We start from the raw sequence: 22,843 nt of genomic DNA, 5'->3' as shown, positions 1-22,843 counted from the left end.
AGGCTGTCCCCACGGCACGGGGGCGTGCGCGACAGCAGCCATCACCGCAGCCACGGGAGGGAAGACGCGACATGCAGAACACGGCAACACGCACAACGGCAGCCGACACCGGCCCGGAAGCCGCCGGACCCGCCTCGGACCCGCGCCTGCGCTGGAGCGCCGCCGGCGGCCGTTCCGCCGTGCCCGTACCCCGCTTCCGCCGCGACGGCATCCTCCCCACCGTCGCCGCCGCCCTCTCCGTACGCGGCGAGACCCTCACCGGCACCGCGGGCAAGGCCGACCAGCCGCCCGCCCTGCATCCGCTCGTCCAGGACTTCCTCGACACCCTCACCAGCAGCCAGCGCGAACGCTTCACCGGCCGCTGCCCCGAGGCGATACTCCTCTCCCGGCACCTGACCGCCACCGAGCAGGCCCGCAGCAAGCGGGCCTCCCGCAAGCCGCTCACCGCCGGCGAGGCCCGCCGCTCGCTGAAGAACGCCAAGATCACCGCCCGCCGGATCCGCGAGGACGGCGACCCGCTGCACGGCAGCTACGCGCCCCCCTGCCGGTCCTGCGAGGCCCTCCTCGCCCACTTCGGCGTACGACCCGTCGACCTCACACCCGCCTCCGAGAGGGCCTGACCCCCGCCACCATGACCACCTCCTCCGCCTCCTACGACCGTTCCTCGGCCACCCGCTTCCCGGCCGTCGTGGACACCGCCCTGCGCACCGCCGGCTGGGAGCCGGGCCGCTGGGACATCAAGCAGGCCGAGTACTGGGCCGACGCGCTCCGGGACCACGCCACGCCCGCCGGGCACCGGCACACCGTCTTCCCCGCCGCGGTCGAGGCCTGGGCCGAGTTCGGCGGCCTCTCGGTCACCGCGCCCGGGCCCGGCCGCCAGATAGCGCCCGTCCCGGTGCGCCTGGACCCGCTCACCGGGCTGCACCTCGCCCGTACCTTCGCCGACCTCGGCCGCGCCCTGTCCACCCAGCTCTGCCCACTGGGCGTCGACTCCGACGGCGCCTCCCACCTGGCCATCGACCGGGAGGGCCGGGTCTACGCCGTCGACCACACCGGCGACTGGTACCTCGGCTCCGGCATGGACGAGGCCCTCACCCTCCTGCTGACCGGCCTCCAGCCGGCCCGCCTCACCGCCGCCTCCTGACCCGCCCGCCCCGGCGCACCGCACCCCGTGCGCCGGGGTGCGGTGCGCCGGGGCACGGCTCCGGCGGGCGGCCCCGACGCGGCCCTGCGCGGTCATCCCTGTGCGGTCGTCCCTGTGCGGCCGTCCCGTGCGGTCACCCGTGCCCGGCGGCGCCCGGCAGTACCGCCGACACCCGGAAGCCGCCGGCGTCCGTCGGGCCGGACACGAACACCCCGCCCAGCCCGAGCACCCGCTCCCGCATCCCGACCAGTCCGTTGCCGCCGCTGGGCAGCTCGGGCCGGGCCACGTCCGCCGCACCGGGCCCGTTCTCCACCTGCATCGCCACCTCACCGTCCCGGTGGGCGAGGCGCACCACGACCTTCGCGCCCGGCGCGTGCTTGTGGCAGTTGGTGAGCGCCTCCTGCACCACCCGGTACGCCGTCTGCTCCACCTCGGCCGGATACGCACCGCCCGCACCGCGGACGTCGAGGTCCACCGCCATCCCGGCCGCCCGGGACTGCCCTACCAGCGCCTCCAGCTCCGCGAGCGTCGGCCCGTCCTCCGGGCCCTGCGCCGCCGCGACCGCGACCGCCGCCGCCACCGCCGCCGGGGCCGCCCCGGCCGCCCCGGCCGCCCCGGCCGCGGGCGGCTTCGCCGCCGGCGCCGGTGCGCGCAGCACTCCGAGCATCTCCCGCAGTTCGGTGAGCGCCTGCCGGCCCATGTCCCCCACCAGCGCCGCGTTCCGCGCCGCCTTCACCGGGTCCTTGGCCGCCACGGCCTGGAGCGCCGCCGCGTGCACCACCATCAGCGACACCCGGTGCGCGACCACGTCGTGCATCTCGCGGGCGATGCGGGTGCGCTCCTCGCGGCGGGCCCACTCGGCCCGCTCCTCCGCCCGCTCCGCCAGCAGCAGCAGTTCCCGTTCGAGGGAGTCGGCCCGCTCGTGCAGGGATTCCATCAGCCGCCGCCTGGCCCCCATGTAGAGGCCGAGGAGGACCGGCACCACGTTGAGCGCCACCGCCAGGACCCCGGACAGCACGAGCACGACCCCGTGCGTGGCCCCGACGTCCCCGCTGGTGCGCACGTACAGGACGACGAAGGTCGCCACCAGCGCCAGCACGGTCAGCGTGGCGGTGATGCGGCGCGGCACCTCGCTGACGGCGAGCGTGTACAGCCCGACGACGCCGAGCACCATGCCCATCGCCGCCGGTGCCACGGCGATCCCCACCAGCACCACGGCGACCGGCCAGCGCCGCCGCAGCAGCACCACCGACCCGGCGAGGACGCCGAACAGCGCCCCCGCGGCCGCCGGGATCCCGGTTTCATGTGCGAAGGCCACCCCCTGGGCCGCACATTCCGCGGCCGACACCACCGCGATCCCCCCGTCGAGCACCGCGGACCGCGGGCGCTCCCACCACAGGGGCCCGGCACGCCCGGCCCCGCCCTGCAACTCCCCCGTACTGGTCATGCCGTCCAGCGTACGCAGCGGCCCCGTTGCGCCCTTGACCGGAATTCGCCCACCGGTTTCGACTGGGGAACTGCTTGATCGTCCGCTTGTGCGCCGGCTGCGACTAGTACCGTCGCGTCGAAGGCACTTGGTGCGGCATAGTGGGGTCCGTCGGTTCAACCGACGGGCCAAATGTCCAATTTGGTCAGTTTTACCATCCCCTGTGGTGTAATGGCAGCACTGAGGTTTTTGGTACCTTATGTCCGGGTTCGAATCCTGGCGGGGGAGCACGTACGGGTTCGGGCCCTGACCGGAAGGTCAGGGCCCGCCCTCGTTCACGGCCCCTGACCCCCCGGTATCCTTCGGGAGTCCACCACCCGAAGCCGAAGGGCACACCCGTGAGCGCCAACCGCCCGGCAGCCGTCGTCGTACTCGCAGCGGGTGAGGGCACCCGCATGAAGTCGGCCACTCCCAAGGTCCTGCACGAGATCTGCGGGCGGTCGCTCGTGGGGCACGTCGTCGCCGCCTCGCGCGAGCTCGACCCCGAGCACCTCGTGGTCGTCGTCGGCCACGCCCGTGAGCAGGTCACCGCGCACCTCTCCGCCATCGACGCCGGCGTCCGCACGGCCGTCCAGCACGAGCAGAACGGCACCGGGCACGCCGTCCGCATGGCGCTCCAGGAGCTCGGCGGTCCGATCGACGGCACCGTGGTCGTCGTCTGCGGCGACACCCCCCTGCTGACCGGCGAGACCCTGTCGGCCCTGGTCGCGACCCACGGCGCCGACGGCAACGCCGTCACCGTCCTGACCGCCGAGGTCCCGGACTCCACCGGCTACGGCCGCATCGTCCGCGACGCGGAGAGCGGCGCGGTCACCGCGATCGTCGAGCACAAGGACGCCACCGAGGAGCAGCGCGCGATCCGGGAGATCAACTCCGGTGTGTTCGCGTTCGACGGCGCCCTGCTGGCCGACGCCCTGGGCAAGGTGCGGACGGACAACAGCCAGGGCGAGGAGTACCTCACCGACGTGCTCGCCATCCTGCGGGAGGCCGGCCACCGCGTGGGCGCGTCCGTGGGCGGCGACCACCGCCAGATCCTCGGCATCAACAACCGGGTGCAGCTGGCCGAGGCGCGGGCGCTGCTGAACGCGCGGCTGCTGGAGCGGGCGATGCTCTCGGGCGTGACGGTCGTGGACCCGGCGAGCACGTTCGTGGACGTCACGGTGACCTTCGGGCAGGACGCGCTCGTGCACCCGGGCACGCAGCTGCTCGGCTCGACGCACGTCGCCGAGGGCGCCGAGGTCGGCCCGAACACCCGGCTGAAGGACACGCAGGTGGGCCCGAGGGCCCGGGTGGACAACACGGTGGCGGACTCCGCGGTGATCGGCGAGTCCGCGTCGGTGGGCCCGTACGCGTACCTGCGCCCGGGCACGAACCTCGGCCTGAAGGCGAAGGCCGGTACGTACGTCGAGATGAAGAACGCGACGATCGGCGAGGGCACGAAGGTCCCGCACCTGTCGTACGTGGGTGACGCGACGATCGGCGAGTACACGAACATCGGCGCGGCGAGCGTGTTCGTGAACTACGACGGCGAGCACAAGCACCACACCACGGTCGGCTCGCACTGCAAGACGGGCTCGGACAACATGTTTGTGGCGCCCGTCACGATCGGGGACGGCGCCTACACGGCGGCCGGATCCGTGATCACCAAGGATGTGCCGCCCGGCGCACTGGCCGTCGCACGTGGCCAGCAGCGGAATATCGAGGGCTGGGTGGCCCGCAAGCGTCCGGGGAGTGCTGCTGCGTCGGCGGCACAGTCGGCGGCCCAGGACGGGTCCGCGGAGGGCTGAGAAAGCCCTTCCGGGTGAACTGTCCGGAAACAAGTACGCCCGAGACGGCGTACCGTGATAGGTGCACGCAATTCGGCTGGCTCACCGTGTGCGGGACGGACGCACGCGGGGGCGAGCAGCTTTCAACACGTCTGAGGAGACTGTGCTGTGACCGGGATCAAGACGACCGGCGAGAAGAAGCTGATGCTCTTCTCCGGCCGCGCCCACCCCGAGCTGGCCGAGGAGGTTGCGCACCAGCTGGGCGTCCAGCTCGTGCCGACCAAGGCTTTCGACTTCGCCAACGGTGAGATCTACGTCCGCTTCCAGGAGTCGGCGCGCGGTGCGGACTGCTTCCTGATCCAGAGCCACACGGCTCCGATCAACAAGTGGATCATGGAGCAGCTGATCATGCTGGACGCGCTGAAGCGCGCGTCGGCCCGCTCCATCACGGTGATCATCCCGTCGTACGGGTACGCCCGCCAGGACAAGAAGCACAAGGGCCGCGAGCCGATCTCGGCCCGCCTGGTCGCCGACCTGCTGAAGACCGCGGGCGCGGACCGCATCCTGACGGTCGACCTGCACACGGACCAGATCCAGGGCTTCTTCGACGGCCCGGTGGACCACCTGTCGGCCCTCCCGGTCCTCGCGGACTACGTGGGCGCCAAGGTGGACCGCACCAAGCTGACGATCGTCTCCCCGGACGCCGGCCGCGTGCGCGTCGCCGACCGCTGGTGCGACCGCCTGGACGCGCCGCTGGCCATCGTGCACAAGCGCCGTGACAAGGACGTCGCCAACCAGGTGACCGTCCACGAGGTGGTCGGCGAGGTCCGCGGCCGCGTCTGCGTCCTGGTCGACGACATGATCGACACCGGTGGCACGATCTGCGCCGCCGCCGAGGCGCTCTTCGCGCACGGCGCGGAGGACGTCATCGTGACGGCCACGCACGGCATCCTGTCCGGCCCGGCTGCGGACCGCCTGAAGAACTCCAAGGTCAGCGAGTTCGTGTTCACGAACACACTGCCGGACCCGTCCGACCTGGAGCTCGACAAGATCACGGTGCTGTCGATCGCCCCGACGATCGCGCGCGCCGTGCGCGAGGTGTTCGAGGACGGCTCGGTGACGAGCCTCTTCGAGGAGCAGCAGTAAGGACCGGACGGCGGGCCCCGCTCCGGGGCCCGCGGTAGATCCTTTTGGGCGCGGCCTCCCCGCCGGGTAGACTCGACGAGTTGCTCGGCGAGGGAGGCCGCGCCTTTTTCGTGAAGGTGCCGGTGCTCCGTTATCGACGCGCTCTTCGTAGCAGGCCGTTTCGTGGCCGGGTGACCGTTGTCCGTTTTCCGTCACCCACGAGGAGTGATCATGTCCGAGGTCAAGCTCTCCGCTGAGATCCGCACCGAGTTCGGCAAGGGTGCCGCCCGTGCGACCCGCCGCAACAAGCAGATCCCCGCGGTCATCTACGGCCACGGCGAGGCCCCGAAGCACGTCGCCGTCGAGGGCCACGCCCTCACCATGGCGCTGAAGACCCCGAACGTCCTGATCTCCCTGGACATCGCGGGCGACGGCACCGAGCTGGTCATCCCCAAGGCCGTCCAGAAGGACCCGCTGAAGCGCACCGTCGACCACGTCGACTTCCTCGCCGTCAAGAAGGGCGAGAAGGTCACCGTCGAGGTTCCGGTCCAGGCCGAGGGTGAGCTGGCCGCCGGCGGCAACCTGCTGGAGCACGTCCTCGCCACCGTTTCGGTCGAGGCCGAGGCCACCCACCTGCCCGAGGCCCTGACGGTCTCCGTCGCGGGCCTGGAGGCCGGTGCCTCCGTCCACGCCCAGGACATCGCGCTGCCGTCGGGCGTCGCCCTGGTGACCGAGGCCGACGCCGTCGTCCTGCAGGTCGTCGCCGCCCAGGTCGAGGCGCCGGCCGAGGTCGAGGCCGAGGGCGCCGAGGCCTGAGCCTCGCCCTTCCCTTTCAGCTGATGCTGAACGACCGCCGTTCTGTTCCACTGGAGCAGGGCGGCGGTCGTCCACGTTAAGGAGCTTTGTGATGTCGGACGACGCGGCACCCTGGCTGATCGTCGGCCTGGGGAATCCCGGGGCGGAGTACGCGGGCAACCGCCACAACATCGGGTTCATGGTGGTCGACCTGCTGGCCGACCGGATCCGGGGGAAGTTCAAGGCGCACAAGGCGCGGGCGCAGGTGGTCGAGGGCCGGATCGGGCCGCCGGGACCGGCGAACCGCCGCGTGGTGCTGGCCAAGCCGATGTCCTTCATGAACCTGTCGGGCGGTCCGGTGACGGCTCTGCGGGACTTCTACAAGGTGCCGGTGGACCGGATCGTGGCCGTCCACGACGAGTTGGACATCGACTACGCGACGCTGCGCCTGAAGCTGGGCGGCGGGGACAACGGGCACAACGGCCTGAAGTCGATGACGAAGTCGATGGGGCCGGACTACCACCGGGTGCGGTGCGGCATCGGTCGCCCGCCGGGCCGGATGCAGGTGGCCGACTTCGTGCTGAAGGACTTCTCCTCCACGGAGCGCAAGGAGCTGGACTGGTTCGTGGACCGGTCGGCGGACGCCGTGGAGTGCCTGATCACGGAGGGTCTGGAGCGGGCGCAGTCCGCGTACAACTCCTGACGGCTACAGGTCGTTGAGCCCTTCGAAGTCGATGTCGACGGCGAAGGGCCGGTCGACGCTGAACGGCTTGGTGTGGATCCCCTGGCAGACGTAGGCGCGGGTGTGGGGGTCCAGCTCATAGACGTACACGACCGGTTCGATGATCTCGTCGCCCTCGATCTTGACGATCCAGTAGTTCGGAATCCCGGCGGCAGCGTACTTGTGCAGCTTGGTCTGCGTGTCCCGGGCTTCGGACTCGGGCGAGACCACCTCGACGGCAAGCAGGACGTCGGCGGCGTGGAAGTGGGTCTGCATGGGGCTCGTACAGGCGTCTCGCCGTACGACCGAGACGTCCGGCTCGGGCCCGTTGCGTTTGTCGATCACCACGGTCATCTCACGCGCGACCGTCATGTACCGAGGGGTGGTCATACGCAGTCGGGCGACGAGGAAGTCGGTCAGCGCGGAATGGATGAACCGCTGCGGACTCACGAAGACCAGGCTCCCGTCGATCAGCTCGGTGTGGCGCGGGAGGTCCGGCAGCGTCAGCAAATCGTCCACGGTGTACCCGTCCAGCGGGGGCCGCGACCAGTCGTGGACGGACTCAGCGGTCATGGTTGCTCCCATGGACGGAAGTGTGGCCCTGGAGCACAACGGTAGCGGCCGGTATCCGCCTGCGTCATCACGTCGTGTGACGGACGCGGATACCGGCCGTTCGTTCGACCGTACGGGTCAGCCGGTGTTGCGCAGGCCCGCCGCCACGCCGTTGACGCTGAGGAGCAGCGCGCGGGAGAGGACCGGGTCGGCTTCCTCGCCGCGGGCGGCCGCCGCGCGCTGGCGGGCCAGCAGGGAGACCTGGAGGTAGGAGATCGGGTCCAGGTAGGCGTCGCGGACGGCGAAGGTCTGCTGGAGGACGGGCTGCGAGTCGAGGAGGCGCTCGCCCCCGGTGATGCGCAGGACCTCACGGACCGTGAGCTCGTGCTCGGCGCGGATGCGGTCGAATACGTGCTTCAGCTCGTCGGGGACGAGGGTGTCCACGTAGTGGCGGGCGATCCGCAGGTCCGTCTTGGCGAGGGTCATCTCGACGTTGGACAGGAAGTTGCGGAAGAAGTGCCAGCGCTCGCCCATCTCGGCGAGGACGCCTTCCTGGCCGGCCTCGCGGATCGCCCTGAGGCCGGAGCCGACGCCGTACCAGCCGGGGACGATCTGGCGGGACTGGGTCCAGCCGAACACCCACGGGATGGCGCGCAGGCCGTCGAGGCCGGCGCCGGAGTCCGGGCGGCGGGAGGGCCGGGAGCCGAGGTGGAGGTCGGCGAGCTGGTCGACCGGGGTGGACGCGAAGAAGTAGGCGGGCAGGTCGGGGTCCTCGACGAGGGCCCGGTACGCGGAGTGGGCGGCGTCGGAGGCGATGTCCATGGCCGCGTCCCAGCGGGCGAGGTCGTCGTCGGACTGGCGGGGCGCCGTGTGCAGGGCGGAGGCCTGCAGGGTGGCGGCGACGGTCAGTTCGAGGTTCTCGCGGGCGAGGGACGGCACGAGGTACTTGTCGGAGATGACCTCGCCCTGCTCGGTCACCTTGATCTCGCCCTCCAGGGTGCCCCACGGCTGGGCGAGGATCGCGTCGTGCGAGGGGCCCCCGCCGCGGCCGACGGTGCCGCCGCGGCCGTGGAAGAGGCGCAGCCGCACGCCGTAGCGGTGGGCGACGTCGCGCAGCCGGCGCTGGGCGCGGTGGATCTCCCACTGGCTGGTGGTGATGCCGCCGAACTTGGAGGAGTCGGAGTAGCCGAGCATGACCTCCTGGACGTCGCCGCGGAGGGAGACCAGGCGCCGGTAGGAGGGGTCGGCGAGCATCTCGTCGAGGATGACGTCGGCGGCGCGCAGCTCGTCGGTGGTCTCCAGCAGCGGCACGATGCCGATCTTGGCCCAGCCGGCGTGCAGGTCGACGAGCCCGGCCTCGCGGGCGAGGACGGCGGCGGCGAACACGTCGTCGGCGCCCTGGCACATGGAGATGATGTACGACTCGATGACCTCGGGGCCGAACTTCTCGAACGCCTCCTTGATCGCGAGGAAGACGCCGAGGGTCTTGTGGCCGGCCGCGTCGAGCGGGGCCGGGCTCGGGGCGAGGGGGCGGCGGGAGCGGAGCTCCTTGGCGAGGAGCCGCTGCCGGTACTCGCGGGGCATGTCGGCGTAGCGCCAGGACTCCTCGCCGAGGCGGTCGAAGAGCTGGCCGAGGGCGTGGTGGTGGGCGTCGGCGTGCTCGCGGACGTCCATGGTGGCGAGCTGGAGTCCGAACGCGGCGAGGGTGCGGATGGTGCGGTCCATCCGGCCGTCGGCGAAGAGGCCGCCGCGGTGCTCGCGCAGGGAGGTCTGGATGAGGGTGAGGTCGGTGAGCAGCTCGGCGGTGCCGAGGTAGTCGCGGCCCTCCTCGTGCGGGGTGCCCTTGGCGAGGCGTTCGCGGGTGTTCAGCAGCTTCTGCCGGATGCAGGTGACCTTGAGGCGGTACGGCTCCTCGGCGTTCAGCCGCTTGTAGCGCGGGCTGATCTCGGGGAGGCGTTCGAGGTCGGCCTGGAGGGAGGAGAGGAGCTCCTCGGTCGCTCCGGTGTAGCGGATGGAGTTGGACAGCAGGCTGCGCAGGAAGTCGACGAGTTCGAGGGCGTCGGTGATGCCGTGCTCGTGCTGGAGGATCAGCACTTCGCGGGTGACGTTCGGGGTGACGTTGGGGTTGCCGTCGCGGTCGCCGCCGATCCAGGTGCCGAAGGTGAGGGGGCGGGTGCCCGGCGGGAGTTCGACGCCGACGCGCTGGAGTTCGGCGGCGAGGTCCTCCAGGACGTCGCCGACGGCTCCGGCGTGCAGCTCGTCGAGGTAGTAGATGGCGTTGCGGGCCTCGTCGGCGGGCTCGGGGCGGACGACGCGCAGTTCGTCGGTCTGCCAGACGAGGTCGATGTTCTCGGCGAGGCGGAGGTCCTGGCGGCGGCGGTCGCCCGCGCCCGCGGCGGTCTCCTCCAGGAGGGCGGCGATGCGGCGCAGCTTGTTCAGGACGCTGCGGCGGGCGGCCTCGGTGGGGTGCGCGGTGAAGACCGGGCGCACGTTGAGGTTCCGTACGGTCTCGCGCAGGTGCTCGGGGTCGGCGTCCTTGAGCATGTCCGCGGTGCGGGCCAGCAGGCCGCCCTCGGCGGCGCGGTGGGCGCGCAGCTCGCGGCCGCGGTGCACCTGCTCGGTGACGTTGGCGAGGTGGAAGTAGGTGGAGAAGGCGCGCACCAGCTTGGCGGCGGTCTCCAGGTCGGTGTCGCCGAGGAGGGCGGCGGCGGCCTCGCCGTCGGTGCGGGTGAGGGCGCGGACGCGCTCGACGAGGTCGAGGAGGTCGCGGCCCTCCTGGCGGACGATGGTCTCGCCGAGGAGGTCGCCGAGGCGGCGGATGTCCGCGCGCAGCTCTGCGTCGACGGCGGCGACGGCGGCGGACGGGGCCCGGCCCGGGGTGTGGGCGGTGGAGGCCTGGTCGGCACTGCTCACAGGTGCGGCTCCTTGCAGTGGTCGAGCGCTACGGGGAGGTGGGCTCCGGCGTGCGCGCGTGGTGGTACCGCCGCCCGGACGGGTAGGGGTCCCGTTGCGGGGGTGCCTTCTGCGGCGCAGCTCGGCTGCCCGTGCGGACCGCGCTGTCCGACGACACCAGGATAGGTGTCCGGGCCTCGTGCCTCGGTAAACGTCTCGACAGGCGGGCGCCGGCACCGTGCGGCGGGGCGCGCGGGGGTGAGTGTGCCCGCGGGCGCGCCGTGCCGTGTCGTCGCGCTCCCCTTGCCGGGGGGCCGCACTTTGCCATACTTACGTTGCCGTAGGTTACGCATCCGTAGCCGGGGTGCCTGCCTCCTCCCTCCTCCTTCAGGGGACGCCCATGACCACCGGTCCCGACCTGATCGAGGGCGTCTCCGTGCCCTCGGACCCGCCCTCCGAACCGTCCTCCGCATCCTCTTCCGCCTCCCCGCTGCAGTCCGCGACCCGCGGTGGTGAGCACAAGCGGTCGGTGGAGCAGATCGCACTGCTGCTGTTCATCACCGTGCCGTTCCTGGCGCTGCTCGCGGCGGTGCCGCTGGCCTGGGGGTGGGGGGTGAGTTGGCTGGACCTCGGCCTGATGGCCGCCATGTACTTCCTGACCTGCCACGGCATCACGGTCGGCTTCCACCGCCACTTCACGCACGGCTCGTTCAAGGCGAAGCGGCCGCTGCGGCTCGTGCTGGCGGTCATGGGGTCGATGGCGGTGGAGGGGCCGCTGGTGCGCTGGGTGGCCGATCACCGCAAGCACCACCGGTTCTCCGACCAGGAGGGCGACCCGCATTCGCCGTGGCGGTTCGGGGAGAGCCTGCCGGCGCTGGTGAAGGGCCTGTGGTGGGCGCACGTCGGCTGGCTGTTCGACACCGAGCAGACCGACCAGCACAAGTACGCCCCCGACCTGATCAAGGACCCGGCACTGCGGCGGATCTCGCGCGACTTCGTGTTCTGGACGGTGGTGTCGCTGGCGGTCCCGCCGCTGGTGGGCGGCCTGGTGACGCTGTCGTGGTGGGGCGCGTTCACGGCGTTCTTCTGGGGTTCCCTGGTCCGGGTGGCGCTGCTGCACCACGTGACGTGGTCGATCAACTCGATCTGCCACGCGGTGGGCAGGCGTCCGTTCCGGTCCCGGGACCGGTCGGGGAACGTGTGGTGGCTGGCGGTGCTGTCGTGCGGCGAGTCCTGGCACAACCTGCACCACGCGGACCCGACGTCGGCCCGGCACGGGGTGCTGCGCGGCCAGGTGGATTCCAGTGCGCGGCTGATCCGCTGGTTCGAGCGGGCGGGCTGGGCGTCGGACGTACGTTGGCCGTCCGGGGCCCGGATCGACGCCCGACGCAGGGAAAACGCGTCGCACGCGGCATGATGGGGGGCGTGGCGATCGACGGCAGCACTTCCAGCAGCGACAAGCCCAGGCGCGGCCGCCGGGTTCGGATGACGGGCGCGGAGCGGCGCCAGCAACTGCTGGACATCGGCCGGGCCCTGTTCGCCGAGAAGGGTTTCGAGGGCACTTCGGTGGAGGAGATCGCGGCGAAGGCCGGGGTCTCCAAGCCCGTGGTGTACGAGCACTTCGGCGGCAAGGAGGGCCTGTACGCGGTCGTGGTGGACCGGGAGATGCGCCAGCTGCTGGACATGGTGACGGGCGCGCTGACGGCCGGGCACCCGCGGGAGCTGCTGGAGCAGGCGGCGTTCGCCCTCCTGGACTACATCGAGTCCTACACGGACGGGTTCCGGATCCTGGTGCGGGACTCGCCGGTGGCCCAGTCGACGGGTACGTTCGCGTCGCTGATCAGCGACATCGCCACGCAGGTCGAGGACATCCTGGGTCTGGAGTTCAAGACGCGCGGGTTCGATCCGAAGCTGGCCCCGCTGTACGCGCAGGCGCTGGTCGGGATGGTGGCGCTGACCGGCCAGTGGTGGCTGGACGTGCGGCGGCCGAAGAAGGCGGAGGTCGCGGCGCACCTGGTGAACCTGGCCTGGCACGGGCTGGACGGGCTGGAGGCGAAGCCCCGGCTGGTCGGCCACCGCAAGAGCTGAGTACGCATGCGCGGGCTCCGACGGGAGCCCGCGCGGACGGCTCCGACGGCGCCCCGTCACCGCGGCCGCGGTGACGGGGCGCCGTCCCGTTTCCGGGGCGCCTCACCCCGCCGGGTGGGACGGTTCGGGGGTTCGAGCCGGTTGCCGGTGGTCAGCGCTCCTTGACGGCGACGGCGAAGACGCGGCGGAAGGGGAAGACGGTGCCGCGCGGGCCGGGCGGGTAGGCGGTGCGCAGCAGGTCGCGGTATTCGGCGAGGAAGGCGTCGACGGCCCGGGGGTCGTCTTCGAGGGCGGTCAGGACCGGGCGCAGGGCGGTGCCCTTGACCCAGTCGAGGACGGGGTCGGTGCCGGGCAGCAGCTGGAAGTAGGTGGTCTCCCAGGTGTCGGCGGCGCAGCCGAGCTCGGTGAGCCGGTCGAGGTATTCGGCGGCGTCGAGGACGTGGGTGTAGCGGGAGCCGTGGCCGGCGAGCCGGTCGCGCCAGCGCGGGCTGTCGCAGAGCCCGGCGAGGAGGGCGTGGCTGGGGGCGGCGTGGTTGCCGGGGACCTGGAAGGCGAAGGTGCCGCCGGGGCGCAGGCCGTTGATCCAGGAGGCGAAGGAGCCGGGGTGGTTGGGCACCCACTGGAGGGCGGCGTTGGAGACGATCAGGTCGTAGGTCTCGTCGGGGAGCCAGTCGGCGAGGTCGGCGCGGCGGAAGTCGAGGGTGCCGCCGCCGGGGGTGGGTCCGGCGTGTTCGGCGTCGGCGCGCCGGAGCATCTCCGCGGAGAGGTCGAAGCCGGTGGTGTGGGCCCGGGGCCAGCGGTCGACGAGGAGGGCCGTGACGTTGCCGGGACCGCAGCCGAGGTCGGCGATGCGGGCGGGGTCGGCGGGGAGTTCCGGTACGCGGTGCAGGAGGTCGAGGAAGGGGCGCGTGCGGTGTCCTGCGTGCCGGAGGTACTGCTGCGGGTCCCAGGTGGGTACCGCGCGGGTGGCGGCGGAGGGGACGCGTGTCGTGCCACGGATGTCGGAATGCATGGTCGAGCCTCCCTGCTGGCGGGGCGGTCGGAAACGGAAGCCGTTACGGCCCTCTCCATGCCCGCGGCCGCCCCGAATATATCTTGACGCCAAGATTCACGCTCTCAAGATATACCCCTCCGAGACTCTTGCATTCAAGAGACTTCACATCGACAGACCCCTTACACTGATCGGCATGGAGGACGAGGTCGACCGGTTGGTCGCGGCATGGCGGCGGGAACGCCCTGACCTCGACGTGGAACCGCTGGAAGTGTTGAGCCGCGTGAGCAGGCTCGCCCGCCATCTCGACCGCGCCCGCAGGCTGGCCTTCTCCGAGCACGGCCTGGAGCCGTGGGAGTTCGACGTCCTGACCTCGCTGCGCCGCGCCGGCGCGCCCTACCAGCTGTCCCCCGGCCAGTTGCTGACGCAGACTCTGGTCACCTCCGGCACGATGACCAACCGCATCGACCGGCTCGCCAAGAAGGGGCTCGTCGAGCGGCTGCCCGACCCCAACGACCGGCGCGGGGTCCTGGTCCGGCTGACCCCCGAGGGCCGCGACCGCGCCGACGAGGCCCTGGCCGGGCTGCTGGCCCAGGAGCGGGCGATCCTGGCCCAGCTCTCCCAGGCCCAGCGTGCCGACCTCGCCGCCCTGCTACGCCGGTTGACCGCTCCGTTCGACAACATCCCCGGGTAGGTCCGCCGGCCGGACGCCCGCCCGCCGGGCCAGCGCCACGGCCGCGAGCGTGGAGTGCACCCCGAGCTTGCCCAGCACGTTCTGCATGTGCGTGCGGACGGTGTGCGGGGACAGGAAGAGTCGGGCCGCCACGTCCTTGCGGCCAAGCCCCGCCACCATGCAGCGCAGCACCTCGTGCTCGCGCGGCGTCAGGGACTCCACGAGCCGCTCGCTGTCGCTGCGGTGCTTGCGCGCGGCGGTCAACTCCCGCAGGACGCCGGTGAGCAGAGCGGGCGGCAGGTGCGTCTCCTCGCGCAGCACCCCCCGGATGACGGCCAGCAGCCGCGAGAGCGAACAGTCCTTCGCGACCCAGCCCGACGCGCCCGCCTGGAGGGCGTACGCGGCCCGGCGCGGGTCGTCGCGCTCGGCGAGGACGACGGTGCGGACCGCGGGATGGGCCGCCCGTACGCCGGCGACGAGCGCGATGCCGTCCGAGCCGGGCGGAGGGGCCCCGGACCCGTCCCGCTGTGCGGGCACCGTCCCGGCGGCGGCGCCGAGGTCGGCGTCCACCAGCAGCACGTCGAAGCGGCGCCCCTCCGCCACCGCGCGTTCCAGGCAGCGCAGGGCGGCCGGGCCGCTGCCGGCCGCGGACACGTCGACGTCGGGCTCGGCCGCCAGAGCGGCGGCCAGCGACTCGGCGAAGATGCGGTGGTCATCGACCACGAGAACACGGATGCGAACCACAAAACCCCCAAGGGTCGGGGACGGACGACTGCGGGTACGGCGCCCGGACCGGGTGACGGAAGCTGCCGCGGCCGCCGCCGAGACATCTCTGCACTACCCCGGTCCGGACGCCGTACCCGGCGTGTCTCGACCCCTGAATCAACACCGGCCCCCACCGGCGTCACGCATCAGCGTAGAGCGGGGTGCGGCTCGCGGTTGGCCGAATAGCAGAACTTTTCCGAGCGGTTTTCTGGTGGGACCCTCCCGAAGGGCCGTCGACATGGCCTGAATTGAGCGGTTCGAAGGCCCTCTAAGACCCTTTCCGGCCCGGTAGGCGCTCCGGGCAGATGCACGGGGGGCATTTCACCCGGCGTGTGCACGCTGAGCGCCCGCGCGCTGCGCCCGCCCGCGGCGCTCCCGGCCCGGCGCGCTCCCCCGGTGGCCGCCCGGCAACGCACCGCGCCCCCCGCACGGCGGCGTGCGGGGGGCGCGGTGGACCGGCGCGTCCGGTGCGGCCGCTGCGGGCCGCTGCGGGTCGGGGCTTCAGCCGCGCAGGTCGCGGGTGAAGTTCCACGCGTCGGCGATGATGCCCTCGAGGTCGGGGCGGGACGGGGTCCAGCCGAGCTTCTCGTGGGCGGCCTTCGCGGAGGCGACGAGCACGGCCGGGTCGCCGGCCCGGCGCGGCGCGACGACCTCGGGGATGTCCTTGCCGGTGACCTTGCGGACGGCCTCGACGACCTCACGGACCGAGAAGCCGTTGCCGTTGCCCAGGTTGCAGATCAGGTGCTCGCCCTCGGTGGCGGCGTCCAGGGCGGCCAGGTGGGCCTCCGCCAGGTCGGCGACGTGGATGTAGTCGCGCACGCAGGTGCCGTCCGGGGTGGGGTAGTCCTCGCCGAACACCGAGATCGACTCCCGCTCGCCGAGGGCGACCTGGAGGACCAGGGGGATCAGGTGGGTCTCGGGGTCGTGGCGCTCGCCGTACCGGCCGTAGGCGCCGGCCACGTTGAAGTAGCGCAGCGACACCGCCGCGACGCCGTGGGCCGCGCACTCGCCCGTGATCATGTGGTCGACGGCCAGCTTGGAGGCGCCGTACGGGTTGGTGGGCCGGGTGGCGGACGCCTCCGTCAGCAGGCTCTCGGTGGGCTCGCCGTAGGTGGCGGCCGTGGAGGAGAACACCAGCTTGCGCACGCCGGCCGAGCGCATGGCGCCCAGCAGGGCGAGGGTGCCGCCGACGTTGTTGTCCCAGTACTTGGCCGGGTTCACGACGGACTCGCCGACCTGCGAGAACGCCGCGAAGTGCAGGACCGCGTCGTAGGAGGGGTCGAGGTACCGCTCGGCGTCCTGGATGCGGCCCTCGATGAACTCGGCCCCGGCCGGGACGCCCTCGCGGAAGCCCGTGGAGAGGTCGTCGAGGACGGTGACCTCGTGTCCGGCCTCCAGCAGGTGCGCCGCGACGACGCTGCCCACGTATCCGGCGCCGCCGGTGACCATGTACTTAGAAGACGGCGTCTTGCTCACTGGTCTGCTACCTCTCGCAGGGGAACGCACGCGCGACGGTGCGCATGCCGGTCACTGGCTTACCGGATTACGGGCCTCCGGGGAAATCGGCGTCGGTCCGCGGGAGTGCCGCCCGGTCCAGCAGGCCGGTCCGGGCGGCCAGCGCGGCCGCCTCCAGCCGGGAGCCCACGCCCAGTTTCATCAGCACCCGCTGCACGTGCGTGCGCGCCGTGCTCGGTGCGATCTCCATGCCCGCGGCGATGAGCCGGGTGTCCTCGCCCTCGGCGACCCGGACCAGCACCTCCACCTCGCGCGGGGTGAGCAGCCGCAGCAGCCGGCTGCCCTCGTCGTCGGGCGCGGCCGCGGGGTTGAGGAGCTCCGCGAACGCCGCCTGGAGCAGTTGCGGGGAGACCGCGGCCTCCCCCGCCCGGGCCTTGGCCAGCGCCCGCTCGACGCCCTCGATCCGCTCGTCCTGGCGTACGTACCCGCAGGCGCCGGCGGCGAAGGCGGCGGCGATGCCGCGCGGGCTCGGCACGGGGCCGAGGACCACGACCGCGGTCTGCGGCCGCTCCCGTCTGATGCGGACCACGGGCTCGAAGACCCCCGGCTCCGCGGGTGTGGCCGTGCCCAGCAGACAGACCTCCGGAGCGCGGCTGATGACCAGGTCGGCGGCGCCCGCGGCCGGTGCGGCCGCGGCGAGCACCCGGTGTCCGCGCAGTTTCAGGGCCGAGGCGAGCGCCTCGGCCAGCAGCCTGTGTTCGTCGACCACCATGACCCGTACGCCCATTGGGCCCCCACCCTCTCCCCTTCTGCCCCGGCAAGCTACACGCTTGTTCGACGGCGCGCGGCGGATACGGCACGAAAGCCCCCGGAAGGCGGACCTTCCGGGGGCTTCGGCGGGCCGGGACGCGGCCGGGGATCAGCTGGCGCTGAAGGACACGAACAGGTACTCGGGATCCGACTTGTCGGAGAACGGCTTCTTCACGTTGGTGCGGGAGATGAAGAGCTTGCCGTTGTGGTAGCGGAACTCGGAGAACTCGGGCGAGAAACCGGTCTCGGCGGTGCGGCTCGCCTTCTCCGCCGGGTTCTCCATCAGGAGGGTCTCCTTCATCGTCGTCCCGTTGATGGAGACGATCTGGCCGCCCTTGTCGTAGGGCGGCACCTTGTAGGCGATGATGTTCGACCCGTCCATGCGGAGCGGGAACATGGTGTACCGCTCGCCGGCGTCGGCGCGGTCACTGGTCTGCTTGCCGGTCTCCAGGTCGAAGGAGAGCAGCTCGTTGGTGCGGGCCAGCGAGGAGTCCTTGCCCTGGTGCTCGATGGAGGGCAGGTAGACCTTGCCGTTGCCGACCACGATGTTCGTGCACTTCTCGATCTCCGTCGCCCGGCACTTGCCGCCGAAGTTGCCGGAGGCGAGCGAGATGCGCGCCTTCAGCTCGCCCTTGGGGTCGACGACGAACAGGTCGCTGATGCCCGTGGCGTTCTTGGCGGTGCCGCCGACGTCGGCGGCGACGACCAGCGGCTTGGTGGAGATGATCGACGCCCACTCGATGCCCTCGGAGAGCTTGTACGAGGCGGTGGGTGCGCCGGTGGTCGGGTTCAGGCTCTGCGCGTACAGGGTCTGGCTGGGGTAGCGACCGCACTTGCGGATGACGGCGAGGCCCTCACCGCCCGCGTAGCCGGCGTCGTAGCAGCCGTCGGGGTCGACCTTGGGCGTCCACAGCGACTTGCCGTCGGCGAGGTTCCAGGCGGCGCCGCCGCTGGTGCCGGCCGCGGCGACGGTCTGGCCGCTGATGGTGACCTCGTTCAGCGAGGCCGGCTGGTCACCGGTGGCGCTGCCCTTGGCGTTGCCGGACCACAGGAGCTTGCCGGTGTTCAGGTCGATGACGCCGACCTCGGTGCACGGCGGGTACTTGTTCTGCGGCGTGGCCGCGGCCGCCTTGTACAGCACGGCCGTCTTGTCGTCGCTGACGTGCTTGGTCGCGCCGCAGACCTCGCCCGGGAACGGCAGTTCCCACTTCTTGCCGCCGTCGACCACGTTGTACCCGACGACCTTGGACACGTCGGTCTTCACGTAGGTGGAGTCGGTGAGCCAGGAGCCGGGGACGGAGGTGATCTCCTCCGGCGCCGGGCTCGGCTGGTTGTACAGCGGCCGCGACTTGGTGTTGGCGGGCACCTTCTCCGAGCCGGACGCGCCGGCCGGGGCGCTGCTCCCCCCGGACGTGGGGCTCGCCGCGGGCTCGTCGCCGCCGCCGCTGCCGGAGGCGTACCAGAGGCCGCCGGCGACGATCAGGACGACGGCGAGCGCCGCCGCACCGATGATCATCGTCTGGGTGCGCTTGTCACCGCCGCCGCCCGCGCCGGAGGGGACCGGCTGCGGCGGGGCCGCCTGCATGGGCGCCGTGGGGGCGCTGTACGGGTTCGGGGCGGCGGGGCCTTGCTGCGGGTAGCCGTAGCCCTGCTGGGGGTAGCCGTACGCCGGCTGCCCGGGCGGCGCGGCCTGCGGCGGCACGGCCGGCCCGCCCGCGGGCATGGTCGGCGGCACGGCGGGCGGCGGGGCCTGCGGCGGCGCGCCGGCCGGCTGGCGCGGGTCCACCGGCGGCTGCGGCGGGGCGCCGGCCGGGGGCTGCTGCGGCGGGACGGGCGGCGCCGTGGGCGGCGGTGCGCCGAAGCCTCCGGGCGGGGGGCCCTGCGGCGCGCCGAAGCCGCCGGCGGGCGGCTGCTGAGGGGGCGGCGGGGTACTCATCGGTTGCTGTTGCCTCTCGGTGGCGGCTCGGTGGACTCGTTCACTTGCCGAAGACCATCAGGAGCTTCTCGTCCTTGTTCTGCGCGCGCAGGTGGGTGACGGAGATGTACAGGCGGCCACCCACGTAGTCGATCTGCGGGGAGTAGAAGGAGGCCTCGATCGGAGCGGCGGTACCGGACGGGTTGCGCAGCAGGGCGGTGGGCGCGCCGCCGGCGGCCGGGATCGCGACGACCTCGCCGCCCTTGTCCTGCTCGGCGGACCGGTAGGCGATCAGCTGCCCGTTCTCCATCCTGATCGGGGTCAAGATGCGGCTGTCGCCGGCCGGGGTGCGCCACTTGGCCTTGCCGGTGCTCAGGTCGAAGGCGACGATCTCGTTGGCCTTTTTGACGTCCGCGAAGGTCGGCATGTAGAGGGTGCCGCCGTCGACGACGGTCTTGTTGCAGATCTCAAGGGATCCCCCCGCCGCGGGGATGCACTCGTTGGCCCACTTGCCCTCGGCGCTCAGGGTGGCGCTGTGCTTCCCGTCGGGCCCGAGGACCACGATGGCGCGCTGGTTCTTCTCCTGGTTGGCGATGTCGAGGACGACCGGGTCGAGGGAGTAGACGTTGACGGCCTTGTAGCCGTCGGGCAGCTGGTAGGTCCAGGTCTTCTTGCCGGTGACCGGGTCTGCGCCCGAGACCTCGCCCTTGCCGTCCTTCTCCTTGCAGCCGGAGATCGCGATCATCTTGTTGTTGTGGAGGGTGTACGCGCCGGGCTTGCAGCCCTCGGCGGACCCGCTGCCGAACAGCTTGTCACCCGTGCTGATCTTGAAGGCGCTGGCGGAGCCGCCGCGGCTGACGGCCACGGTGTCGCCCGTCATCCCCAGGGTGGGGCTGGTCATGATGTCGAGGAAACCCTCCGAGGGGATCTCCTTGGACCAGCCCTCCTTGCCCGTCTTCAGGTCGACCATCCGCATCCGGCTGCAGAGGGCACCCTCGGTCGTGCTCTCCCTGTACAGGACGACGGTCTTGGCGTCGGCGGTGGTCTGCGGGGTGACGGAGCAGATCGGCGCGGGGAAGGCGAGGGTCCACTGCTCCTTGCCGTCGCCGGCCCCGTAGGCGGTGAGGTTGTTCCACAACCGCTTGACGACGGTGTCGCCGACGACCCACTGGCCCTCGGCGTCGACGCCCATGCCGGGGCCGTCGACCTTGGGGGCCTTGAGCCAGAGGACCCTGTCCTCGCCCTGCTTGCGCCCGGCGTTGAGGTCCTCGTTGACCTGGGAGCCGTTGCCGTTGCCGTCGCCCTTGTCGGGGGTGGCGGACGCCTGGGCGTCGGCGGGCGGGGAGCTCTGGGCGACCGGCGTGGCCGGATCCTTCTCCCCGCCGCCCGCGAGGAGGGCGTACCCGCCGGCACCCAGGACGAGGACGCCGGCGACCGCGACCGCGGCGACGGCGGCGGTCCGTCGGCGGCCGGGCGGGGTGCCGGGGCCCGGGGTCGCGCCCGGCTGCGGGAAGGAGTACGCGGGCTGCCCCGTCGGCGCGGTGGGGGGCTGCGGCTGGGCGTACGGGTTGGGGCCCTGCGGGGGCGCGCCGTACGAGGACTGCGGGGGGCCGGGGAGGTGCCCGTAACCGTCCGGCGCCGGCGGCTGGTTCGGCGGCTGGGGCTGCTCGGTCATCAGCGCGTACCTTCGGCGTCGGGTGTCAGGGTGGGGGAGATGACCTTTCTACCACTGCCGCCGGGACGGCACCGGGCCGGTCGCACCCCTGTTCCCAAGGGCGGACCGGCCTGTGACAGCGTCGTTATCAGGCCAGTTCGGCCACCGCACCCGCGGACCGTCAGGCCTCCTCGGCCAGCTCCAGCCAGCGCATCTCCAACTCGTCCCGCTCCGCGATGAGTTCGCGCAGCTCGGCGTCGAGCTTGGCCACCTTCGCGAAGTCCGTGGCGTTCTCGGCGATCTGGGCGTGCAGGTTGGTCTCGCGGTCCGCCATCTTGTTGAGCTGCCGCTCGATCCGCTGCAGTTCCTTCTTCGCGGCGCGGGAGTCGCCGGCGGACGTCGACTTCGGTGCGGCCGGGGCGGGCGCGGGCGCGGCCGCCTCGATCATCTTCTGGCGGCGCTCCAGGTACTCGTCGAGGCCGCGCGGCAGCATCCGCAGGGTCGCATCGCCCAGCAGCGCCATCACCGTGTCGGTGGTGCGCTCGATGAAGAACCGGTCGTGCGAGATCACGATCATCGAGCCGGGCCAGCCGTCGAGGAGGTCCTCCAGCTGCGTGAGGGTCTCGATGTCGAGGTCGTTCGTGGGCTCGTCGAGGAAGAGCACGTTCGGCTCGTCCATCAGCAGCCGCAGGATCTGCAGTCGGCGGCGCTCACCGCCGGAGAGGTCGCCGACCGGCGTCCACTGCTTCTCCTTGGTGAAGCCGAACTGCTCACACAGCTGACCGGCCGTCATCTCGCGGCCCTTGCCGAGGTCGACGCGGTCGCGGACGCGCTGGACGGCCTCCAGGACCCGCAGGGACGGGTCGAGTTCGCCGACCTCCTGGGAGAGGTAGGCCAGCCTGACGGTCTTGCCGACGGTGACCCTGCCGGCCGCCGGCTGCACGTCGCCCTGGGTACGGGCCGCCTCGGCCAGGGCCCGCAGCAGCGAGGTCTTGCCGGCGCCGTTCACGCCGACCAGGCCGATGCGGTCGCCGGGGCCGAGGTGCCAGGTGAGGTGCTTGAGCAGGGTCTTCGGCCCGGCCTGGACGGTGACGTCCTCCAGGTCGAACACGGTCTTGCCGAGGCGGGCGTTGGCGAAGCGCATCAGCTCGGAGGTGTCGCGCGGCGGCGGCACGTCCGCGATGAGGGCGTTGGCGGCCTCGATGCGGAACCGCGGCTTGGAGGTGCGGGCGGGAGCGCCGCGGCGCAGCCAGGCCAGCTCCTTGCGCATCAGGTTCTGCCGCTTGACCTCCTCGGTCGCGGCGATCCGCTCCCGCTCGGCGCGGGCGAAGACGTAGTCGCTGTAGCCGCCCTCGTACTCGTAGACGCTGCCGCGCTGGACGTCCCACATGCGGGTGCAGACCTGGTCGAGGAACCAGCGGTCGTGGGTGACGCAGACGAGCGAGGAGCGGCGCGTCTGGAGGTGCCGGGCCAGCCAGGAGATGCCCTCGACGTCGAGGTGGTTGGTGGGCTCGTCGAGGACGATGAGGTCCTGGTCCTCGATGAGCAGCCTGGCGAGGGCGATGCGGCGGCGCTCGCCACCGGAGAGCGGGCCGATGACGGTGTCCAGGCCCTGGGCGAACCCGGGCAGGTCCAAGCCGCCGAACAGGCCGGTCAGCACGTCGCGGATCTTCGCGTTGCCGGCCCACTCGTGGTCGGCCATGTCCCCGATGATCTCGTGCCGGATCGTCGCCGTGGGGTCGAGCGAGTCGTGCTGGGTGAGGACGCCCATGCGCAGGCCGCCGCTCTGGGTGACCCGGCCGGTGTCGGGCTCCTCCAGCCGGGCGAGGATCCGGATCAGGGTGGTCTTGCCGTCGCCGTTGCGGCCCACGACACCGATCCGGTCCCCCTCGGAGACGCCGAGGGAGATGCCGTCGAGCAGGGCACGGGTGCCGTACACCTTGCTCACTGCCTCGACATTGACCAGATTGACGGCCATCAGACGCGCTCCAGGTGGGGTACCCCCGGAGGG

19 protein-coding genes and 1 tRNA gene are annotated in these 22,843 nt (G+C 72.2%); 10 read left to right on the top strand and 10 right to left on the bottom strand.

Annotation, left to right across the window (positions count from 1 at the left end; genetic code table 11):
* Positions 1–71: 71 nt before the first annotated feature.
* Both ACSHWO_RS20485 and ACSHWO_RS20480 read left to right on the top strand, forming a co-directional pair.
* Complete coding sequence (locus ACSHWO_RS20485; protein WP_361098931.1) at positions 72–620, top strand: YwqJ-related putative deaminase; 549 nt, start codon at positions 72–74, stop codon at positions 618–620.
* 11 nt (positions 621–631) lie between these two features.
* Entirely contained in the window at positions 632–1,144 is a 513-nt protein-coding gene (locus ACSHWO_RS20480) for an SUKH-3 domain-containing protein (RefSeq protein ID WP_385844771.1), read from the top strand.
* Between the two features lie 133 nt (positions 1,145–1,277).
* Here the strand turns inward: ACSHWO_RS20480 and ACSHWO_RS20475 are convergent, their stop codons facing one another.
* The gene (locus ACSHWO_RS20475; protein WP_438313615.1) at positions 1,278–2,591 is read right to left on the bottom strand and encodes a sensor histidine kinase; all 1,314 of its coding nucleotides are present in this window, start codon (positions 2,589–2,591) and stop codon (positions 1,278–1,280) included.
* 196 nt (positions 2,592–2,787) lie between these two features.
* Here ACSHWO_RS20475 and ACSHWO_RS20470 point away from each other — a divergent pair.
* The 5 genes from ACSHWO_RS20470 (at position 2,788) to pth (ending at position 7,019) form a co-directional block, all read left to right on the top strand.
* A tRNA-Gln gene (locus ACSHWO_RS20470) sits at positions 2,788–2,858 on the top strand.
* Positions 2,859–2,968: 110 nt separating this feature from the next.
* The gene (gene glmU / locus ACSHWO_RS20465) at positions 2,969–4,417 is read left to right on the top strand and encodes a bifunctional UDP-N-acetylglucosamine diphosphorylase/glucosamine-1-phosphate N-acetyltransferase GlmU (RefSeq protein ID WP_385849933.1); all 1,449 of its coding nucleotides are present in this window, start codon (positions 2,969–2,971) and stop codon (positions 4,415–4,417) included.
* A gap of 147 nt (positions 4,418–4,564) precedes the next feature.
* Complete coding sequence (locus ACSHWO_RS20460) at positions 4,565–5,542, top strand: ribose-phosphate diphosphokinase (RefSeq protein WP_179175499.1); 978 nt, start codon at positions 4,565–4,567, stop codon at positions 5,540–5,542.
* A 210-nt stretch (positions 5,543–5,752) separates the two neighbouring features.
* Positions 5,753–6,337: a 50S ribosomal protein L25/general stress protein Ctc gene (locus ACSHWO_RS20455; protein WP_361098919.1), complete on the top strand. Its 585-nt coding sequence runs from the start codon at positions 5,753–5,755 to the stop codon at positions 6,335–6,337.
* Positions 6,338–6,428: 91 nt separating this feature from the next.
* On the top strand, positions 6,429–7,019 hold the full coding sequence (pth, locus tag ACSHWO_RS20450; protein WP_385849931.1) for an aminoacyl-tRNA hydrolase: 591 nt from the start codon (positions 6,429–6,431) through the stop codon (positions 7,017–7,019).
* Positions 7,020–7,022: 3 nt separating this feature from the next.
* Here pth and ACSHWO_RS20445 read toward each other — a convergent pair whose 3' ends face one another.
* Together ACSHWO_RS20445 and ppc are read right to left on the bottom strand one after the other, a co-directional pair.
* Positions 7,023–7,610 carry a Uma2 family endonuclease gene (locus ACSHWO_RS20445; RefSeq protein ID WP_438313612.1) on the bottom strand — a complete coding sequence of 196 codons (588 nt, stop codon included), beginning with the start codon at positions 7,608–7,610 and terminating at the stop codon, positions 7,023–7,025.
* A gap of 117 nt (positions 7,611–7,727) precedes the next feature.
* Entirely contained in the window at positions 7,728–10,502 is a 2,775-nt protein-coding gene (gene ppc, locus ACSHWO_RS20440) for a phosphoenolpyruvate carboxylase (RefSeq protein ID WP_385849929.1), read from the bottom strand.
* Between the two features lie 379 nt (positions 10,503–10,881).
* Between ppc and ACSHWO_RS20435 the strand changes: the two genes are divergently transcribed.
* Together ACSHWO_RS20435 and ACSHWO_RS20430 are read left to right on the top strand one after the other, a co-directional pair.
* On the top strand, positions 10,882–11,898 hold the full coding sequence (locus ACSHWO_RS20435) for an acyl-CoA desaturase (RefSeq protein WP_385849928.1): 1,017 nt from the start codon (positions 10,882–10,884) through the stop codon (positions 11,896–11,898).
* Entirely contained in the window at positions 11,895–12,569 is a 675-nt protein-coding gene (locus tag ACSHWO_RS20430; protein WP_361098907.1) for a TetR/AcrR family transcriptional regulator, read from the top strand. The genes ACSHWO_RS20435 and ACSHWO_RS20430 overlap by 4 nt, the downstream gene beginning before the upstream one ends.
* 151 nt (positions 12,570–12,720) lie before the next feature.
* Here ACSHWO_RS20430 and ACSHWO_RS20425 read toward each other — a convergent pair whose 3' ends face one another.
* Positions 12,721–13,581 (bottom strand): trans-aconitate 2-methyltransferase, encoded by an 861-nt coding sequence (locus tag ACSHWO_RS20425; protein WP_361098904.1) that lies wholly within the window; start codon positions 13,579–13,581, stop codon positions 12,721–12,723.
* 175 nt (positions 13,582–13,756) lie between these two features.
* Here ACSHWO_RS20425 and ACSHWO_RS20420 point away from each other — a divergent pair, with 175 nt between their 5' ends.
* On the top strand, positions 13,757–14,254 hold the full coding sequence (locus ACSHWO_RS20420) for a MarR family winged helix-turn-helix transcriptional regulator (RefSeq protein WP_385805920.1): 498 nt from the start codon (positions 13,757–13,759) through the stop codon (positions 14,252–14,254).
* Here the strand turns inward: ACSHWO_RS20420 and ACSHWO_RS20415 are convergent.
* The 6 genes from ACSHWO_RS20415 to ACSHWO_RS20390 all read right to left on the bottom strand — a co-directional run bounded on the left by ACSHWO_RS20415 (position 14,213) and on the right by ACSHWO_RS20390 (position 22,810).
* A complete protein-coding gene (locus tag ACSHWO_RS20415) occupies positions 14,213–14,977 on the bottom strand; it encodes a LuxR C-terminal-related transcriptional regulator (protein ID WP_438313609.1) in 765 nt (254 codons plus the stop codon). The two genes, ACSHWO_RS20420 and ACSHWO_RS20415, sit on opposite strands and share 42 nt — an antisense overlap.
* Before the next feature lie 522 nt (positions 14,978–15,499).
* Positions 15,500–16,447, bottom strand: coding sequence for a UDP-glucose 4-epimerase GalE (gene galE, locus ACSHWO_RS20410; RefSeq protein ID WP_385806215.1), 948 nt, complete (start codon positions 16,445–16,447; stop codon positions 15,500–15,502).
* A gap of 94 nt (positions 16,448–16,541) precedes the next feature.
* Positions 16,542–17,240 (bottom strand): response regulator transcription factor, encoded by a 699-nt coding sequence (locus ACSHWO_RS20405; protein ID WP_361098895.1) that lies wholly within the window; start codon positions 17,238–17,240, stop codon positions 16,542–16,544.
* 132 nt (positions 17,241–17,372) lie between these two features.
* Entirely contained in the window at positions 17,373–19,199 is a 1,827-nt protein-coding gene (locus ACSHWO_RS20400) for an outer membrane protein assembly factor BamB family protein (protein WP_361098892.1), read from the bottom strand.
* A 40-nt stretch (positions 19,200–19,239) separates the two neighbouring features.
* Entirely contained in the window at positions 19,240–20,853 is a 1,614-nt protein-coding gene (locus ACSHWO_RS20395) for an outer membrane protein assembly factor BamB family protein (protein ID WP_438313606.1), read from the bottom strand.
* Between the two features lie 160 nt (positions 20,854–21,013).
* Complete coding sequence (locus tag ACSHWO_RS20390) at positions 21,014–22,810, bottom strand: ABC-F family ATP-binding cassette domain-containing protein (RefSeq protein ID WP_438313604.1); 1,797 nt, start codon at positions 22,808–22,810, stop codon at positions 21,014–21,016.
* Positions 22,811–22,843: the final 33 nt, after the last annotated feature.

This window comes from Streptomyces pallidus (ex Mingjun et al. 2026) (assembly GCF_051550185.1).
Taxonomy (GTDB): Bacteria; Actinomycetota; Actinomycetes; order Streptomycetales; family Streptomycetaceae; genus Streptomyces.
This window is presented reverse-complemented; position numbering and strand designations above follow the sequence as displayed.

Coding starts and splice junctions, on each gene's coding strand:
- ACSHWO_RS20485 (WP_361098931.1), top strand. CDS start 72: ATGCAGAACACGGCAACACGCACAACGGCAGCCGACACCGGCCCGGAA.
- ACSHWO_RS20480 (WP_385844771.1), top strand. CDS start 632: ATGACCACCTCCTCCGCCTCCTACGACCGTTCCTCGGCCACCCGCTTC.
- ACSHWO_RS20475 (WP_438313615.1), bottom strand. CDS start 2,591: ATGACCAGTACGGGGGAGTTGCAGGGCGGGGCCGGGCGTGCCGGGCCC.
- ACSHWO_RS20455 (WP_361098919.1), top strand. CDS start 5,753: ATGTCCGAGGTCAAGCTCTCCGCTGAGATCCGCACCGAGTTCGGCAAG.
- pth (WP_385849931.1), top strand. CDS start 6,429: ATGTCGGACGACGCGGCACCCTGGCTGATCGTCGGCCTGGGGAATCCC.
- ACSHWO_RS20445 (WP_438313612.1), bottom strand. CDS start 7,610: ATGACCGCTGAGTCCGTCCACGACTGGTCGCGGCCCCCGCTGGACGGG.
- ACSHWO_RS20435 (WP_385849928.1), top strand. CDS start 10,882: ATGACCACCGGTCCCGACCTGATCGAGGGCGTCTCCGTGCCCTCGGAC.
- ACSHWO_RS20430 (WP_361098907.1), top strand. CDS start 11,895: ATGATGGGGGGCGTGGCGATCGACGGCAGCACTTCCAGCAGCGACAAG.
- ACSHWO_RS20425 (WP_361098904.1), bottom strand. CDS start 13,581: ATGCATTCCGACATCCGTGGCACGACACGCGTCCCCTCCGCCGCCACC.
- ACSHWO_RS20420 (WP_385805920.1), top strand. CDS start 13,757: ATGGAGGACGAGGTCGACCGGTTGGTCGCGGCATGGCGGCGGGAACGC.
- galE (WP_385806215.1), bottom strand. CDS start 16,447: ATGGTCACCGGCGGCGCCGGATACGTGGGCAGCGTCGTCGCGGCGCAC.
- ACSHWO_RS20405 (WP_361098895.1), bottom strand. CDS start 17,240: ATGGGCGTACGGGTCATGGTGGTCGACGAACACAGGCTGCTGGCCGAG.
- ACSHWO_RS20400 (WP_361098892.1), bottom strand. CDS start 19,199: ATGAGTACCCCGCCGCCCCCTCAGCAGCCGCCCGCCGGCGGCTTCGGC.
- ACSHWO_RS20395 (WP_438313606.1), bottom strand. CDS start 20,853: ATGACCGAGCAGCCCCAGCCGCCGAACCAGCCGCCGGCGCCGGACGGT.
- ACSHWO_RS20390 (WP_438313604.1), bottom strand. CDS start 22,810: ATGGCCGTCAATCTGGTCAATGTCGAGGCAGTGAGCAAGGTGTACGGC.